This window comes from Isoptericola sp. F-RaC21, assembly GCF_038593535.1.
Taxonomy (GTDB): Bacteria; Actinomycetota; Actinomycetes; order Actinomycetales; family Cellulomonadaceae; genus Isoptericola.
In genome coordinates, this window is record NZ_JBCFYX010000002.1 from 930309 (window position 1) to 945881 (window position 15573).

Annotated in this window: 13 protein-coding genes; 11 read left to right on the forward strand and 2 right to left on the reverse strand. The window is 75.0% G+C overall.

The window, feature by feature from the left end; translation table 11 throughout:
* The first annotated feature begins 35 nt into the window (after positions 1 to 35).
* Entirely contained in the window at positions 36 to 1868 is a 1833-nt protein-coding gene (locus AAG589_RS09740; protein ID WP_430567017.1) for a proline--tRNA ligase, read from the forward strand.
* Positions 1869 to 1929: 61 nt separating this feature from the next.
* On the opposite strand, the gene AAG589_RS09745 is transcribed toward AAG589_RS09740, so the two are convergent.
* Positions 1930 to 3084, reverse strand: coding sequence for a DUF4439 domain-containing protein (locus AAG589_RS09745; protein ID WP_430567018.1), 1155 nt, complete (start codon positions 3082 to 3084; stop codon positions 1930 to 1932).
* Between the two features lie 189 nt (positions 3085 to 3273).
* On the opposite strand from AAG589_RS09745, the gene AAG589_RS09750 reads away from it, so the two are divergent.
* The 6 genes from AAG589_RS09750 to truB all read left to right on the forward strand — a co-directional run bounded on the left by AAG589_RS09750 (position 3274) and on the right by truB (position 9888).
* Entirely contained in the window at positions 3274 to 3873 is a 600-nt protein-coding gene (locus AAG589_RS09750) for a ribosome maturation factor RimP (protein ID WP_430567019.1), read from the forward strand.
* A gap of 2 nt (positions 3874 to 3875) precedes the next feature.
* Positions 3876 to 4943 (forward strand): transcription termination factor NusA, encoded by a 1068-nt coding sequence (gene nusA, locus AAG589_RS09755; protein WP_430567020.1) that lies wholly within the window; start codon positions 3876 to 3878, stop codon positions 4941 to 4943.
* 15 nt (positions 4944 to 4958) lie between these two features.
* The gene (locus tag AAG589_RS21255) at positions 4959 to 5303 is read left to right on the forward strand and encodes a YlxR family protein (RefSeq protein ID WP_446719701.1); all 345 of its coding nucleotides are present in this window, start codon (positions 4959 to 4961) and stop codon (positions 5301 to 5303) included.
* Between the two features lie 186 nt (positions 5304 to 5489).
* Positions 5490 to 8351: a translation initiation factor IF-2 gene (gene infB, locus AAG589_RS09765; protein ID WP_430567022.1), complete on the forward strand. Its 2862-nt coding sequence runs from the start codon at positions 5490 to 5492 to the stop codon at positions 8349 to 8351.
* Between the two features lie 104 nt (positions 8352 to 8455).
* Positions 8456 to 8917, forward strand: coding sequence for a 30S ribosome-binding factor RbfA (gene rbfA, locus AAG589_RS09770; RefSeq protein ID WP_430567023.1), 462 nt, complete (start codon positions 8456 to 8458; stop codon positions 8915 to 8917).
* Complete coding sequence (gene truB / locus AAG589_RS09775; protein WP_430567024.1) at positions 8914 to 9888, forward strand: tRNA pseudouridine(55) synthase TruB; 975 nt, start codon at positions 8914 to 8916, stop codon at positions 9886 to 9888. Before rbfA ends, truB begins: the two co-directional genes overlap by 4 nt.
* Positions 9889 to 9921: 33 nt before the next feature.
* On the opposite strand, the gene AAG589_RS09780 is transcribed toward truB, so the two are convergent.
* Positions 9922 to 11040, reverse strand: coding sequence for a hypothetical protein (locus AAG589_RS09780; protein ID WP_430567025.1), 1119 nt, complete (start codon positions 11038 to 11040; stop codon positions 9922 to 9924).
* A gap of 136 nt (positions 11041 to 11176) precedes the next feature.
* Between AAG589_RS09780 and AAG589_RS09785 the strand changes: the two genes are divergently transcribed.
* The 4 genes from AAG589_RS09785 (at position 11177) to rpsO (ending at position 15438) form a co-directional block, all read left to right on the forward strand.
* Positions 11177 to 11770, forward strand: a complete 594-nt coding sequence (locus AAG589_RS09785) for a TetR/AcrR family transcriptional regulator (RefSeq protein ID WP_430567026.1) — start codon at positions 11177 to 11179, stop codon at positions 11768 to 11770.
* Between the two features lie 102 nt (positions 11771 to 11872).
* Positions 11873 to 12847, forward strand: a complete 975-nt coding sequence (locus AAG589_RS09790; RefSeq protein WP_430567027.1) for a bifunctional riboflavin kinase/FAD synthetase — start codon at positions 11873 to 11875, stop codon at positions 12845 to 12847.
* A 299-nt stretch (positions 12848 to 13146) separates the two neighbouring features.
* Positions 13147 to 15054, forward strand: coding sequence for a peroxidase family protein (locus tag AAG589_RS09795; RefSeq protein WP_430567028.1), 1908 nt, complete (start codon positions 13147 to 13149; stop codon positions 15052 to 15054).
* A gap of 114 nt (positions 15055 to 15168) precedes the next feature.
* Positions 15169 to 15438 (forward strand): 30S ribosomal protein S15, encoded by a 270-nt coding sequence (gene rpsO / locus AAG589_RS09800; protein ID WP_429728443.1) that lies wholly within the window; start codon positions 15169 to 15171, stop codon positions 15436 to 15438.
* Positions 15439 to 15573: the final 135 nt, after the last annotated feature.

Below are 15573 nucleotides of genomic sequence, written 5' to 3' on the forward strand. Positions count from 1 at the left end.
CGGGGGAGCCCCGGGGCGCCGCTAGGCTTTGCCCCATGTCGATCGTGTCCGGCCGCCGGCCCCAGGGCGACCTGCTCCGCCTGTCCCAGCTCTTCGTCCGCACCCTGCGGGAGGACCCGGCCGACGCCGAGGTCGCCAGCCACCGCCTGCTGGTGCGCGCCGGCTACATCCGCCGCGCCGCCCCCGGCATCTACTCCTGGCTGCCGCTAGGCCTGCGCGTGCTGGCGAAGATCGAGACCGTCGTCCGCGAGGAGATGGACGCGATCGGGGCGCAGGAGGTGCACTTCCCGGCCCTGCTGCCGCGCGAGCCCTACGAGGCGACCGGCCGCTGGACCGAGTACGGCCCCAACCTGTTCCGGCTGCAGGACCGCAAGGAGGCCGACTACCTCCTCGCGCCCACGCACGAGGAGATGTTCACCCTGCTGGTGAAGGACCTGTACTCGTCGTACAAGGACCTGCCCCTCGCGCTGTACCAGATCCAGACGAAGTACCGCGACGAGGCACGCCCCCGCGCCGGCCTCATGCGCGGGCGCGAGTTCATCATGAAGGACGCCTACTCCTTCGACGTCGACGACGAGGGCCTCGCCGCGGCGTACGAGCGTCAGCGGGGCGCGTACCAGCGGATCTTCGACCGTCTCGGCCTCGACTACGTCATCGTCTCGGCGACGTCGGGCGCGATGGGCGGCTCCCGCTCGGAGGAGTTCCTGTCCCCGTCGCCGATCGGCGAGGACACCTTCGTGCGCTCGGCCGGTGGCTACGCGGCCAACGTCGAGGCCGTGGTCACTCCCGTGCCGGACGCGCTGCCGTTCGACGACGCCCCCGCCGCGCACGTGGAGGACACCCCCGACACCCCGACGATCGACTCGCTGGTGGCGTGCGCGAACGAGCAGCACCCGCGCCCCGACCGGCCCTGGACCGCCGCGGACACGCTGAAGAACGTGGTGCTCGCCGTCACGCAGCCGGACGGACGGCGCGAGCTGCTCGTCGTCGGGCTGCCGGGCGACCGCGAGGTCGACGTCAAGCGCCTCGAGGCGGCCCTCACCCCGGCCGAGGCCGAGCCCGCCACCGAGGCGGACTTCGCCGCGCACCCGGAGCTGGTCAAGGGCTACATCGGCCCCGGCGCGCTGGGCCCGCAGGGCGCGCAGGTCGAGGCCGAGGACGGCTCGACGGTCTCCGCGATCCGGTACCTCCTGGACCCGCGCGTCGTGCCCGGCACCCGGTGGATCACCGGGGCCGACGCCCCGGGCCGGCACGTCTTCGACCTGGTGGCGGGCCGCGACTTCACCGCGGACGGGACCATCGAGGCGGCCGAGGTGCGCGCCGGCGACCCGGCGCCCGACGGCTCCGGGCCCCTCGAGCTCGCGCGCGGCATCGAGATCGGCCACATCTTCCAGCTCGGCCGCAAGTACGCCGAGGCCCTCGACCTCAAGGTGCTCGACGTGAACGGCAAGGCCGTCACCGTCACCATGGGGTCGTACGGCATCGGCGTGACGCGGGCCCTCGCGGCGCTCGCGGAGGTCAACCACGACGACAAGGGCCTCGCATGGCCGGCGCACGTCGCGCCCGCGCACGTGCACGTCGTCGCGACGGGCAAGGGCACCGAGGTGTTCGAGGCGGCCGAGAAGCTCGCCGCCGAGCTGGTCGACGCGGGGGTCGAGGTGATCTACGACGACCGCCCCAAGGTGTCGCCCGGCGTGAAGTTCGCCGACGCGGAGCTGTTCGGCGTGCCGCTCATCGTCGTCGTCGGGCGCGGCCTCGCGGACGGCCTGGTGGAGGTGCGCCCGCGCGCCGGCGCGTCGGAGCAGGTGCCGGTGGCGGACGCCGCGCGGGTCGTGACCGAGCGCGTCGCGGCGTTGCTGGCGGGCTGACCGCACGCTCACGGGTCGAGCCCGTCGAGGCCTCAGCGGGCCTCGGCGGGCCCGGCCGGCGTCACTCCTGCTCGGGCAGGCCGGGGAACGGCTCGGGCTCGGCGCCCCAGTCGTCGAGCGCCACGGCGGAGTCGACGAGCAGGTCGACGAGGACGGCGCGGGAGCCCGCGGCCGTCGTGCCGACGAGGCTCGCGTAGTCCGTGGCGAGGTCGTCCTCCAGGTCCAGCACCAGCGCGTCGTCGCCCTGGTCCGCGACCCGCGGCACGGCGTACGCGGCGCGGCGCGGGTCGTCCTCGTCGCCCTGCGTGCCCGCCACGGCCGCCCACGCGTCCGCCCGCTGCGCGTGCACCTCGACCCGCTCGAGCAGCCGCTCGCGCGTGCGGCCCGAGCCGATCGCCGCGCGCAGCTGCAGCGCGTACCGCGTCGCGTCCTCGGACACGACGAGCGTGCTCAGGTCGTGCGCGGTGAGGCCCTCGGGCACGGCCTGCTCGTCGGGCTCCTGGTCGTCCTGGGCGTCGTCCGGGGCGTCGTCCTCCGTGTCGTCGTTCCCCTCCTCGGTGGCCTCGCCGCTCGGCAGGCCGGGCGAGGGCGCTCCCTCCGGGTTTGCCCCGTCGGAGCCCGACGGCGTCGGCACGCGGGGGGCGACGACGTCGGGCCCGGGGACCTCGAGCAGCGTCGCGAGCCGCTCGCCCGAGACGGTCTGGGCGGCCCCGATCGAGGCCAGCAGGCGGGCCAGCGGGCCGTCGTCCGTGCTGCCGGCCGCGGTCCGCGACCGGGCGGCCGCGTCGTCGAGCGCCTGCACGACGTCGGCCGGCGTCGCCGTGTCCCAGGACGAGGACTGCGAGCCGGTCGGTGGGTCGCTGGCGAGCCCGGAGTCGTACTCGCCGCCCAGGGCTTCGGCCTGCTCGCGGGAGGCGGCGGCGATACGCGTGAGCTCGGCGACGAGACGCTCCCGGTCCGTGGGCACCCCCTCGAGGGCCGCCTCGGCGCCGTCGGCCACCAGGAGCGCGTCGGCCACGGCGGTGCGGCGCACCACCTCGAGGCTGTCCGGCACCGGCTCGCCCGCGGGCGGGGCCTCCAGCCGCACGCCGCACCCCGCCAGCAGCCCGACGGCGAGGAGCGCTCCCGCGGCGACGGCCAGGGGGCGGCGCCGGGCGCCGGTCACGCCGGTCACGGCGCGTGCGGCCGTCCGGGCGGGTGCGGGCTGCGGTTCCATCGAGGCCGATGATGCCACGCCCGCCGCCCCGCCCGTGTGACGTTCCTCCGCCCGGCGGGAGGGGGCGCGCGGCGCGGACGGGGCCCGTCGTTCGTTAGGCTGGACGCTGCACACAACGACACACCGGCCGCGGGACGTCCCGGCGCGGGAGCACACGGCAGTCCACGACGTGACCCACGGGAGGCAGCGATGGCAGCGCAGCACGGCCGCACGGCGACGGGCGGGGCGAAGGCCGAGGCGGTGCGGCGGGTCGTGACCCCCGCGGTCGACGCGGCGGGCCTGTACCTGGAGGACGTCGTCGTCACGCAGGCCGGCGCGAAGTCCGTCGTGCGCGTCACCGTGGACCTCCCCGAGGACGTGCTGGGCAGCGTCGACTCCGACACCCTCGGCGACGTCTCGCGCGCGGTCTCCGCGGCGCTGGACGCGGACGACGTGGTGCCCGGTGCGTACACCCTCGAGATCTCGACGCCCGGCACCTCCCGGCCCCTGACCGAGCTGCGCCACTTCCGGCGCGCCCGGGGCCGGCTCGTGGTGCTGCGGCTGCGCGACGGCGGTACGGCGTCGGGCCGGCTGGTCGAGGTCGAGCCGGGTGAGGCGGGCGACGGCGACGCGGTCCTGGTCCTGGACGACGGCACCCGCGTGCCCGTGGCCGACGTGCGCCAGGGCAAGATCGAGGTCGAGCTGAAGCGCCTGGACGAGGCGACCGGCGATGCAGACCCGGAGACAGACACGGACGCGGGCACCGCCCGGGACGACACCACGGGCGCTGCCCGTCACGAGGAGGGCTGACGATGGACATCGACATGAGCACGCTTCGGCTGCTGGAGCGGGAGCGGGACATCAGCCTCGACGTCCTCGTGGAGGCCATCGAGCAGGCCCTGCTGTCGGCCTACCACCGGACCCCCGACGCCTACCAGCGCGCGCGTGTCGAGGTGGACCGCAAGTCCGGGCACGTCGCCGTGTGGGCCCGCGAGGAGATCCGCACGCCCGACCCCGAGGACCCGGAGGCACGGCCCACGATCGAGCTGGGGCCCGAGTTCGACCACACGCCGGCCGACTTCGGCCGGATCGCGACCGCGACGGCCCGGCAGGTCATCGTGCAGCGGCTGCGCGACGCCGAGGACGACCAGGTGCTCGGCATGTTCCGCGGCAAGGAGGGCGAGGTCCTCGCCGGCGTCATCCAGCAGGGCCGCGACCCGCGCGTCGTGCTCGTGGACGTGGGCGGCACCGAGGCGGTGCTGCCCCCGCACGAGCAGGTGCCCACCGAGGAATACGTGCACGGCGAGCGGCTGCGCGCCTACGTCGTCGAGGTGTCCCGCGGCATGAAGGGCGCCCAGGTGGTGCTGAGCCGCACGCACCCGGGACTCGTGCGCAAGCTCTTCGAGCTGGAGGTCCCGGAGATCGCCGACGGCGCCGTCGAGATCACCGCGATCGCCCGCGAGGCGGGGCACCGGTCCAAGGTCGCCGTCCGGTCCAAGGTGGCCGGCCTGAACGCCAAGGGCGCCTGCATCGGCCCGATGGGCGCGCGGGTGCGCGCGGTGATGGCCGAGCTGCACGGGGAGAAGATCGACATCGTCGACCACAGCGACGACCCGGCCCGCTTCGTGGCCAACGCGCTGTCCCCGGCCCGTGTGACCTCGGTCACCGTCGTCGACGCCGAGGCGAAGGCGGCGCGCGCCGTCGTGCCGGACTACCAGCTGTCCCTGGCGATCGGCAAGGAGGGGCAGAACGCCCGTCTCGCCGCAAAGCTGACCGGGTGGCGGATCGACATCCGGTCCGACGAGGCGGCACCCGTCGCCGACGCCGCCGAGGGCGACGACGCAGGTGGCGCCGCGGTGAGCCGCGGGGCCGAGGGCTGAGGCCGGTCACGGCACGTGGGTCGTCGCGCTAGACTGTCGGGGACCGGGCCGCGCGCCCAGCCCTCGACCTCCCCCCGTACCCCTCCGGGAAGCACCGGACCGGTACGCACGTGCGTCGGGTGCAGGGAGCGTGATCGACGGTCCGCTCTCCTGCGGTTGGTGCTCGAGCCGTCGGGACGCGAGGGACTCCTCGCGGTCGACGTGCGCGGGTCCCTGCCGGGGCGTGGCGCCTGGATCCATCCGACGTCCGCCTGCCTGGCGCTCGCCGAGCGTCGTCGGGCCGTGCCGCGCGCGCTGCGCGTCACGGGTCCGCTCGACCTCTCCGGCGTCCGGGACTACCTGGAGCAGCGAGACCGTTGAGACCCTCCGGTCCGCCCCGCCGCCCGGCGGACGGACCCTCGCGACCGAGCGTGCTCGGCCGCACCCACTGAAGTCGACAAGGAAGCGGGTCAGAAGCCGATGGGCACCCGATGAGTTCCGTGCGATGAGTACTCGGTACTAACGACGGTCCTCCCTGTCTCGCAGGAGGGCCGAGACAGGAGAGATGTGGCGAAGATCCGCGTTCACGAGCTGGCCAAGCAGCTCGGTGTGGAGAGCAAGACCCTGCTCGCCGACCTGAAGTCGGCGGGCGAGTTCGTCCGGTCGGCGTCCTCGACGCTCGAGGCACCGGTCGAGCGAGCCATGCGCGACAAGTACAAGGACGCGGCCCCCGCGTCCTCCGGGGGATCCTCGGCCAGCAAGGCTGCCGCGCCCCAGGCTGCGGCGCCCCGCGCCGAGCAGAAGCCGGCACCGGCCAAGCCTGCCCCCAAGCCCGCCGCGCAGAAGGCGACCCCCGCACCCGAGGCCGAGGCGCCCGCCGCCCCGGCAGCGGCCGCGACGCCCGCCGCGGCGGCGCCGCAGGCCCCGACGACCAAGCCCGCCGCCCGCCCCGGCGCGCCGACCCCCGGTCCGCGTCCCGCGGCACCGAAGCCGGCGCCCGCCGCGCGCGAGCAGCGCGACGGCGGTCGTGACGGCGGCAAGGGCGGCCGGAGCCCGCGTCCGGGCAACAACCCGTTCGCGTCCAGCCAGGGCATGCCCCGCCAGGGGCAGCGCCCCGGCGGCGGTGGCCCGCGCCCCGGCAACAACCCGTTCGCGTCCAGCCAGGGCATGCCGCGCCCCGGCCAGCGCCCGGACCGCGGCGAGGCCGCGCCCGAGCGCTCCGGCGAGCGTCCCGGCGGTCCCCGTCCCGGTGGCCCCCGTCCGGGCGGCCCGCGTCCCGCGGCTCCGCGCCCCGGTGGCCCGCGCCCGAACCCGGGCATGATGCCCGGCCGTACCTCCATGCCGCGTCCGGGCGAGCGCCCGGCGCCTTCGGGCGGCGGTCGTGGCGGCCGCGGTGGCGGCCCCGGCGGCGGTGGTGGCGGCGGCTTCCGTCCCGGCGGTGGCGGCGGCTTCGGCGGCCGTCCCGGCGGTCGCGGCGGCGCCGGTCGTGGTTCGACGCAGGGTGCGTTCGGTCGCGCCGGCGGTCGTCCGGTCCGCGGGCGGAAGTCGAAGCGCGCGAAGCGCCAGGAGTTCGAGCAGATGCAGGCGCCGTCGCTCGGCGGCGTGCAGGTGCCCCGCGGCAACGGCTCGACCGTCGTCCGCCTGCGCCACGGCTCGTCGCTGAACGACTTCGCCGACAAGATCGACGCGAACCCCGCGAGCCTGGTCACGGTGCTGTTCCACCTCGGTGAGATGGCGACCGCGACCCAGTCCCTCGACGAGGACACGTTCGGCACCCTGGCCTCCGAGCTGGGGTACGTCATCGAGATGGTGTCGGCCGAGGAGGAGGACCGCGAGCTGCTCGGGTCCTTCGACATCGACCTCGAGGCCGAGGAGGCCGAGGAGTCGGACGAGGACCTCATGCCCCGTCCGCCGGTCGTCACCGTCATGGGTCACGTCGACCACGGCAAGACGCGTCTTCTCGACGCGATCCGCCAGACCGACGTCGTCTCCGGCGAGGCCGGCGGCATCACCCAGCACATCGGCGCCTACCAGGTGCGTCGTGAGCACGAGGGCGTCGAGCGTCCGATCACCTTCATCGACACCCCGGGTCACGAGGCGTTCACCGCCATGCGTGCCCGTGGTGCCCAGGTGACGGACATCGCGATCCTCGTGGTCGCCGCCGACGACGGCGTCATGCCGCAGACGGTGGAGGCGCTCAACCACGCCCAGGCGGCGAACGTGCCGATCGTGGTCGCGGTGAACAAGGTGGACAAGGAGGGGGCGAACCCCGACAAGATCCGCCAGCAGCTCACCGAGTACAACCTGGTGGCCGAGGAGTACGGCGGCGAGACGATGTTCGTCGACGTCTCCGCGAAGCAGAACCAGGGCATCGACCAGCTGCTCGAGGCGGTGCTGCTCACCGCGGACGCCTCGCTGGACCTGCGGGCGAACCCGGACAAGGACGCCCGAGGCGTGGCCATCGAGGCCAACCTCGACAAGGGCCGCGGCGCCGTCGCGACCGTCCTCGTCCAGTCCGGCACCCTGCACGTCGGTGACGCGATCGTCGCGGGCACGGCCCACGGCCGCGTCCGTGCGATGTTCGACGAGCACGGCGAGTCGCTGAAGGAGGCAGGCCCGGCGCGTCCGGTCCTCGTCCTGGGCCTCGCGTCGGTGCCGAGCGCCGGTGACACCTTCCTGGTGGCGCCGGACGAGCGCACCGCTCGCCAGATCGCCGAGAAGCGGGAGGCCGCCGAGCGTGCCGCCCTCCTGGCCAAGCGCCGCAAGCGCATCAGCCTGGAGGACTTCACCAAGGCGCTCGAGCAGGGCAAGGTCGAGACTCTCAACCTGGTCCTCAAGGGCGACGTCTCCGGTGCCGTCGAGGCCCTGGAGGACGCGCTGCTCAAGATCGACGTCGGCGACGAGGTCGAGCTGCGTGTCATCCACCGCGGCGTCGGTGCGATCACGCAGAACGACGTCAACCTGGCCACGGTCGACAACGCGATCATCATCGGCTTCAACGTGAAGTTCGGCGAGCGCGTCGAGGACCTCGCGGACCGCGAGGGCGTCGAGGTCAAGTTCTACTCGGTCATCTACCAGGCGATCGAGGACGTCGAGGCGGCCCTCAAGGGCATGCTCAAGCCGGAGTACGAGGAGGCCCAGCTGGGCACGGCGGAGATCCGCCAGGTCTTCCGCTCCTCGAAGTTCGGCAACATCGCGGGCTCGATCATCCGGTCGGGCACCATCCGCCGCAACACCAAGGCGCGGGTGAAGCGCGACGGCAAGATCATCGGGGACGACCTGACGATCGAGTCGCTGCGTCGCGAGAAGGACGACGTCACCGAGGTCCGCGAGGGCTTCGAGTGCGGTATCGGCCTCGGGTCGTTCAACGACATCACCGAGGGTGACATCATCGAGACCTTCGAGATGCGCGAGAAGCCGCGCGCCTGACGGTCGCGCCGCAAGGTACACACCCGACGGCGCCCCGCCCCGCCCCGCTTCGACAGGAGCAGGGCAGGGCGGGGCGCCGTCGGCGTCGAGAGAGGGAGACACACATGCCCGGTCCCCAGGGCAACAACCGGCCGGAGAACCCGCGCGCCCGCAAGCTGGCGGACCGCATCAAGGAGATCGTCGCGCAGCTGCTCGACACGCGGATCAAGGACCCGCGTCTCGGCTTCGTCACGGTGACCGACGTCCGCGTGACCGGCGACCTGCAGAACGCGTCGGTGTTCTACACGGTGTTCGGCACGGACGAGGAGCGCGCGGGCACCGCCGCGGCGCTGGAGAGCGCGAAGGGCATGATCCGCTCGGAGGTCGGCAAGCAGACCGGCGTGCGGCTCACCCCGACCATCGAGTTCTTCCTGGACTCGATGCCGGAGAACGCCGCGCACCTCGACGCCGCGCTCCTGGAGGCGCAGCGCCGGGACGCCGAGCTCGCCGCCCTGCGCGAGGGCAAGGGCTTCGCCGGCGACGAGGACCCGTACCGCAAGCCGCGCGAGGACGACGAGGACGAGTGAGCGGGCCGCTCGCATCGGCGGGGGAGCGGCCGCCTCGCCGCCCGACCGCGCCCGACGGGTTCCTCGTCGTCGACAAGCCGGCGGGGTGGACGAGCCACGACGTGGTCGGGCGCTGCCGCCGGCTGGCCGGCACGCGCAAGGTCGGGCACGCGGGCACGCTCGACCCGATGGCGACGGGCGTGCTCGTCGTCGGGGTCGGGCGTGCCACGAAGCTGCTCACGTACGTGGTGGGGGCGGACAAGGCCTACGGCGCGACGGTCCGGCTGGGCGTCGCCACCACGACCGACGACGCGGAGGGTGAGGTCGTCGAGGCCGTAGGGGTCGGCGACGGCGTGGACGACGAGGCTCTGGCGCGCGAGGTCGCGGCGCTCACGGGGGACCTCCGGCAGGTGCCCACGACCGTGAGCGCGATCAAGGTCGACGGGAAGCGTGCGTACGCGCGCGCCCGGGCGGGGGAGGACGTCGTCCTCGAGGCGCGTCCGGTGACCGTGAGCCGCTTCGACGTGCGCGGCGTGCGCCCCGCGACGACGGAGGACGGCGTCGCCGTGCTCGACGTCGACGTGACGGTCGTCGTGTCCTCGGGCACGTACGTCCGTGCGCTGGCCCGGGACCTGGGCGCCGCGCTCGGGACGGGCGGCCATCTCACGGCGCTGCGTCGGACGCGGGTGGGCGGCTACGCCCTCGCCGCGGCCCGCACGCTCGAGGAGCTCGAGGCCCAGGCCGACGCGGACGGCGTGCTCGCGACGCTGCCGCTCGCGGACGCCGCCCGCGCGACGTTCCCCGTGCGCGAGCTCACTGCCGACGAGGCGAGGGCTCTCGGCTACGGCCAGTGGGTGCCGCCGAGCGGGGAGCGGGGCACGGTCGCCGCGATCGGCCCGGACGGCACGCTCGTCGCGCTGCTGGAGGACACCCGGCGGCGGGGCGAGGCGCTGGCGAAGCCCGTGCTGGTCCTCGCCCCGGCCGGCGGCTGAGGCCGCGCCCGGTCAGGGCCCGGTTCCGCCCGGTCAGGCGGGCAGCGCCGCCTCCCCGTGGCGCGCCGCGTGCTCGAGCGCCTCGTCGCGCGCGGCCTCGGCGTCGGGCTCGACGCCCCCGGCGGTGCGCAGGTGTCCGACGAGCGACAGCAGCACGCCCGCCGCGGCCCAGAGGCCGAGGGCGAGCCACGCGGACCCGGCGTCGGCCGACGGGAAGTACGACAGGTCGCGCAGCAGGGTCGCGCCCGCCCCGGGCGGGAACCACTGGCCGACCTCGCCCCAGTGCCAGGGGAGGAACTCGGGCGGCATGGTGGCGCCGGAGATCGGGTTGGCGACAAGCATCATGGTCACCGCGCCGAGCGCGATCCCGGCGCGGCCGAGCAGGGCGACGAGGCCGGTGATGGGTGCGGCCACCGCCGCGAGGGCGAGGGCCGCGGCGCCCGCGTTCGTCCACCAGTCGCCCTGCAGCGCGCCGTACCAGGACTGCAGCACCGCGACCAGGACGACGCCGCCGGCGGCCGAGTAGACGGCGACGGCGAGCACGCGCCGCAGGGCGCCGACCACGAGGAGCGAGACGGCCACGCCCCCGACGATCCCGCCGAGCACCAGCGGGAAGAGGGCGGCGGTCAGGCCGGTGCCGCGCGGGTCGTCGGGCGACAGGGGCACGACGTCGGTCACGGTGACGGTCGGCGCGGCGGCCGGGTCGCCGCCGGCGGTGGCAGCCTGTTGCGCGAGGCCCGCCTGGAGCTGGGTCGCGACCCCGGTGAGGAGCTGGTTCGTGACGCTGCTCGCCGCCGACGCGGTGAGCACCTCGGGCGCCTCGCCGAGCACGATCGCGCCGTAGGTCTCGCGCGACTCGACGGCGTCGACCGCGGCGTCGCGATCGGCGACGGGGACGAGGTCGACGGCGCCGGGCTGCGCCGTGGCGAGGGTGGCCTCGAGGCCGGCCACCGCGGGCGGCGGGCCGGCCACGGCGACCGGGAGGTCCTGGGGCTCCGCCGTGACGGCGGGCCACGAGAACGCGAGGACGAGCACGCCGACGACGGCGGCGACGGCGAGGCCGAGCCCGACGACGCGAGCCCACGGCGTGTGCGGGGCCGGGCGCGCGGGGCGGCCGGCGGACGGTGCGGTGGTGTCCGTGGTGGAGGACATGACGGGCTCCCGGAGACGTGCGATCGGCGTGGGGGTTGGAGGGCGGGGAAGAAAAACGAATGTTCGTTCTTTATGGCAAGCCTGCGCGCGGGTCCCTAGACTTGTCAACCGTCCGCCGGTCGAGGGAAGGGGCCCGATGCCGCGAGTCACCGAGGCGCACCGCGAGGCGCGGCGCGCGCAGATCCGGGCCGCCGCCCTCCGTGCGTTCACCGCCAAGGGCTACCAGCGCGCCTCCATCGCCGACGTCGTGGCGGAGTCGGGCCTGTCGGCCGGCGCGATCTACGGTCACTACGACGGGAAGCAGGCGCTGTTCGGCGCGGTCGCCGAGGAGGTGCTGTCGCGGCGCGGCACCGAGCTCGCCGCCGCCGCCCGCGACGGCGTCCCGCCGTCTCCGATCGAGATCCTGCGCATCCTCACCGGCGGCATGACGCGTGACCTCGAGGACGGCAAGATCCTCGTCCAGCTCTGGGCGGAGGCCACCGTGGACCCGGTGATCCACGGCGTCGTCCAGGACGTCGTCGCCTCGCTGCGGGGCGTGCTGCTCGACGCTCTCGGCGTGTGGTTCGGCACGCGCCCGGACGCGGCCCCCGACGGGCCGGACGCCGCCGCGCAGGCGCTGATCCCCGTGATGCTGGGCCTCGGCCAGGGCTTTCTCATGCAGCGCGCGCTGCTCGACGACTTCGACCCCGAGCGATACCTGGCCGCGGCCGCGGCCGTGCTGCCCGCCTGAGGCGTCCGGGCGCGGGCCGCGCCGCGACGTCGGTCTATCCTTGACCGTCGGCGCCCGGTGCGGGTGCCGACGGCCGACCCTCGACGAGACGGAGCGCGACGCGTGCAGGTGTTCACGGACCTGGACCAGGTCCCGGACGGATTCGGCCCGTCGGTCGTCACCATCGGCAACTTCGACGGCGTCCACCGCGGCCACCAGGCCGTGCTGGGGCGGCTCGTGGGCCTGGCCCGCGCCGACGACCGCCTCGCGGTGGCGCTCACCTTCGACCCCCACCCGGCCCAGGTGCACCGCCCCGAGACGGCGCCCGAGCTCCTGACCGGGCTGTCCGACCGGCTCGACCTGCTCGCGCGTGCCGGCCTCGACGCCGTCCTGGTCGTCCCGTACACGCTCGACCTCGCCGCGCAGACGCCGGAGGAGTTCGTCACCCGCTACCTGGTCGACGGGCTCGGGGCGCGCACGATCGTCGTGGGGCACGACGTCCGCTTCGGCAAGGGCAACGCCGGAACGCTCGCCACGATGGTCGAGCTGGGCGGCAGCCACGGCTTCGAGGTCGTGGCCGTCGACGACGTCGGCGAGTGCGCGCCGGGCAGCGCCGGCGCACGCGAGCGCTGGTCGTCGTCCGCGGCACGCGCGCTGCTCGCCGAGGGCGACGTCGCGCAGGCCGCCGAGGTGCTCGGCCGCCCCCACCGCGTGCGCGGCATCGTGGTGCACGGCGACGCGCGCGGGCGCGAGCTCGGCTTCCCGACGGCGAACCTCGGGCACGCCGAGGGCATGGTCCCCGCGGACGGCGTGTACGCGGGGCGGCTGCTGAGGCCGCGGCTCGCGCAGGTGGCCCCGGGGACCCCCGACGCCGACCTGCCCGCGGCCATCTCCGTGGGCACCAACCCGACCTTCGACGGCGTGGAGCGCCGAGTCGAGGCGTACGTGCTCGACCGCGACGACCTCGACCTCTACGGCGAGACCGTCGTGCTGGAGCTCGTCGAGCGCCTGCGCCCGACCCTGCGCTTCGAGGGCATCGAGCCGCTGATCGCCCAGATGCACGCCGACGTCGCGCGGGCGCGCGAGATCCTGCGCTGATCTCCGCCGGCCGGGCGGGCGGGTGAAAAACGCGCCGGCGCGGTCACGGCCCGGCCTCGCGCCCCTCCCTCCTGATGACGCACCGGGCGGTGCCCGGTGCGTGGGCCGCGGTCGGACCGCGGTCCCGTCGCGACGCGGCCGCCGCTCTCCCTGAACCACGGCGGCGTCCGCGTCGCAGCGCGCGGTCCTGGGCCGCCGTCCTCGGATGTAGCGGGGCGGCAGGCCCAGGACGTGCCCCGCACGCCGGGCCGAGCGTGCCCGGCGCCCGCATCTCCGCACCATCCCAGAGAGGCGGAGCCATGACGGCTCAGGAGACCACCGAGAACCCCACCCTCGCGCCGGCGACGGACCTCAGCGCGACGCCCGCCGGGCGGACCGTCCGCAGCGTGGGGCACGGCAGGAACGTCGTGCCCGTCCCGCCCCAGCCGGACGGGGTCGACCCCCGGGTGTCGGCGGCGCCCCTGCTGCCGGGGACCGCGCGGGCCGTGTACGACGACGTGCGCGCCGGGACGTTCGACGCGACGACCCGGTTCGACTACCTGTTCCCCGGCCTGCGCGACGACCCGGCCGCCCACCTCCCGTCGGGCGAGGCGGACGCGCCCCGCGTTCTCGCGGCGCTGAACGCCCTCGGCGAGGCCATGGTGGAGCCGGCCGGCCCGGACCCGGCCCGCGACTCGTCGGTGCCCGCCGTGTACACCTACTGGGGCCAGTTCGTCGACCACGACATCACCCTCAACACCAACGGCCGCGACAGCACGGGCGACCCGGGCTCCGGCGACCTGGTGCTGGGCGACATCGTCGACGAGCCGTTCCGGGTCGTGCCGCCCGACGTCGTCGTCGCCTCCCTGCACAACGGGCGGCACCCGGCGCTGAACCTTGACAGCGTGTACGGCAGCGGCCCGGTGCTGCCCGGGGAACGGGGGCACGGCACGACGCGCAGCGAGGCGTCGTACGCGACGTCCGACCCGGTCAAGCTGGCCCTGGGCCGCGTCGCGACCACCCCGGTCCCCGGGTTCGCGCTGGTCGAGCCGGGCGCCGACGCGCAGCGGGACCTGCCGCGGTTCTCCGCGGCCGAGGTCGCGACGCTCGTGGGCGCCCCCGAGGAGCTGCCGAAGGCCGGCGACCCCAAGATCCCCGACGCCCGCAACGACGAGAACCTCGTCGTCGGGCAGTTCCAGGTGGGCATGATCCGCTTCCACAACGCGGTCGTGGACTGGGTGCGGCAGCACGAGCCGGAGCTCGCGGACGACCGCGCCGTCTTCGACCGGGCGCGGCAGCTGGTGCGCCACCACTACCAGTGGCTCGTGGTGCACGACTACCTGCGCACGCTGACCGCCCCTGGCGTCCTGGACCAGGTGCTCCTGGGCGACCGGCTGCTGTTCGCGCCGCCGTACCCGATCGCGATGCCGCTGGAGTTCGCGACCGCCGCGTTCCGGTTCGGGCACTCGATGGTGCGGGGTGCGTACGACTTCAACGTGAACTTCACGGCCGGCGGCCCGGGGGGCGTCGCGACGCTGGACCAGCTCTTCCAGTTCACGGGCGGCGGCGGCCTCGGCGCGCCGGACGGCGCACGGGGCGACGCGCTGCCGTCGAACTGGCCGATCGAGTGGGCGCGCTTCGTGCGCAAGGGCGAGCCCGTGACGGCGCGGGCGGCGCGCACGATCGACCCGTTCCTCGCCGCGTCGCTCGCGGACCTGCGCAACGAGGGCAACGACCCGGGCCTGGCCGACGGCGTGCGCGCCATGCTCAAGCACCTCGCCCGGCGCAACCTGGTGCGCGGGTACTGGCTCTCGCTGCCGACGGGGGAGGCGGTGGCGCAGGCGCTCGGCGTCGCGCCCCTGACGGCGGAGCAGCTCACGGCGGGCGCCGCGCCGGAGGTCGGCGAGGCGCTGGCCGGGCTGGGCGCGACGCCGCTGTGGTACTACGTGCTCAAGGAGGCGGAGGCCCAGGGCGGCGGGAGCTTCCTGGGCGAGGTGGGCAGCCGCGTCCTCGCGGAGACGTTCGCCTACCTCCTGCGCCGGGACGAGGGGTCGTTCCTGCGGACCTCGCCCGAGCCCTGGACGCCGGCCGACGGGGTGCGGCTCGACGACGGGCGGATGATCACCACGCTGGTCGACCTGCAGCGGTTCGCCGGGGTGCTGCCCCTGCCCGACGGGTCGTTCCGCCAGGACGGCGGGAGGCCCGCCGGTCACGACGGGGACGCCTGAACATCGTGCAGCATCGCGCGCTGGTAGCATGGTGGGGCCGTACGAACGGCCGCGGATCCAGAGCGCCCGGTGAACAAGTCCCGGAGCACCGCGCAACGACACCGAAGGAGAGCCATGCCGCTCGACGCTGCCACCAAGCAGTCCATCATCACCGAGTACGCCACTCACGAGGGCGACACCGGCTCGCCCGAGGTGCAGATCGCGCTCCTCACGCAGCGCATCAACGACCTGAACGAGCACCTCAAGGAGCACAAGCACGACCACCACTCGCGTCGTGGCCTGCTGCTCCTCGTCGGCCAGCGTCGCCGCCTGCAGGCCTACCTGCAGAAGGTCGACATCGAGCGCTACCGCGCGCTGATCCAGCGCCTCGGCCTGCGCCGCTGACACCGCCCGCCAGCCCGGTCACCCTCGCGGGGGCCGGGCTGGTCTGGTGTGATGTCCCTGTCGGCACGACGTCGCGAGACGGCGCCGGCAGACACCGACCGCACGGCGACGGGTAGACAGCCCGTCGCACCACCA

Excerpts from the sequence above, each read along its gene's own strand:
- AAG589_RS09740 (WP_430567017.1), top strand. The coding sequence starts at position 36 with ATGTCGATCGTGTCCGGCCGCCGGCCCCAGGGCGACCTGCTCCGCCTG.
- rpsO (WP_429728443.1), top strand. The coding sequence starts at position 15,169 with ATGCCGCTCGACGCTGCCACCAAGCAGTCCATCATCACCGAGTACGCC.
- AAG589_RS09795 (WP_430567028.1), top strand. The coding sequence starts at position 13,147 with ATGACGGCTCAGGAGACCACCGAGAACCCCACCCTCGCGCCGGCGACG.
- rbfA (WP_430567023.1), top strand. The coding sequence starts at position 8,456 with ATGCCCGGTCCCCAGGGCAACAACCGGCCGGAGAACCCGCGCGCCCGC.
- AAG589_RS09745 (WP_430567018.1), bottom strand. The coding sequence starts at position 3,084 with ATGGAACCGCAGCCCGCACCCGCCCGGACGGCCGCACGCGCCGTGACC.
- AAG589_RS09780 (WP_430567025.1), bottom strand. The coding sequence starts at position 11,040 with ATGTCCTCCACCACGGACACCACCGCACCGTCCGCCGGCCGCCCCGCG.
- AAG589_RS09750 (WP_430567019.1), top strand. The coding sequence starts at position 3,274 with ATGGCAGCGCAGCACGGCCGCACGGCGACGGGCGGGGCGAAGGCCGAG.
- nusA (WP_430567020.1), top strand. The coding sequence starts at position 3,876 with ATGGACATCGACATGAGCACGCTTCGGCTGCTGGAGCGGGAGCGGGAC.
- AAG589_RS09785 (WP_430567026.1), top strand. The coding sequence starts at position 11,177 with ATGCCGCGAGTCACCGAGGCGCACCGCGAGGCGCGGCGCGCGCAGATC.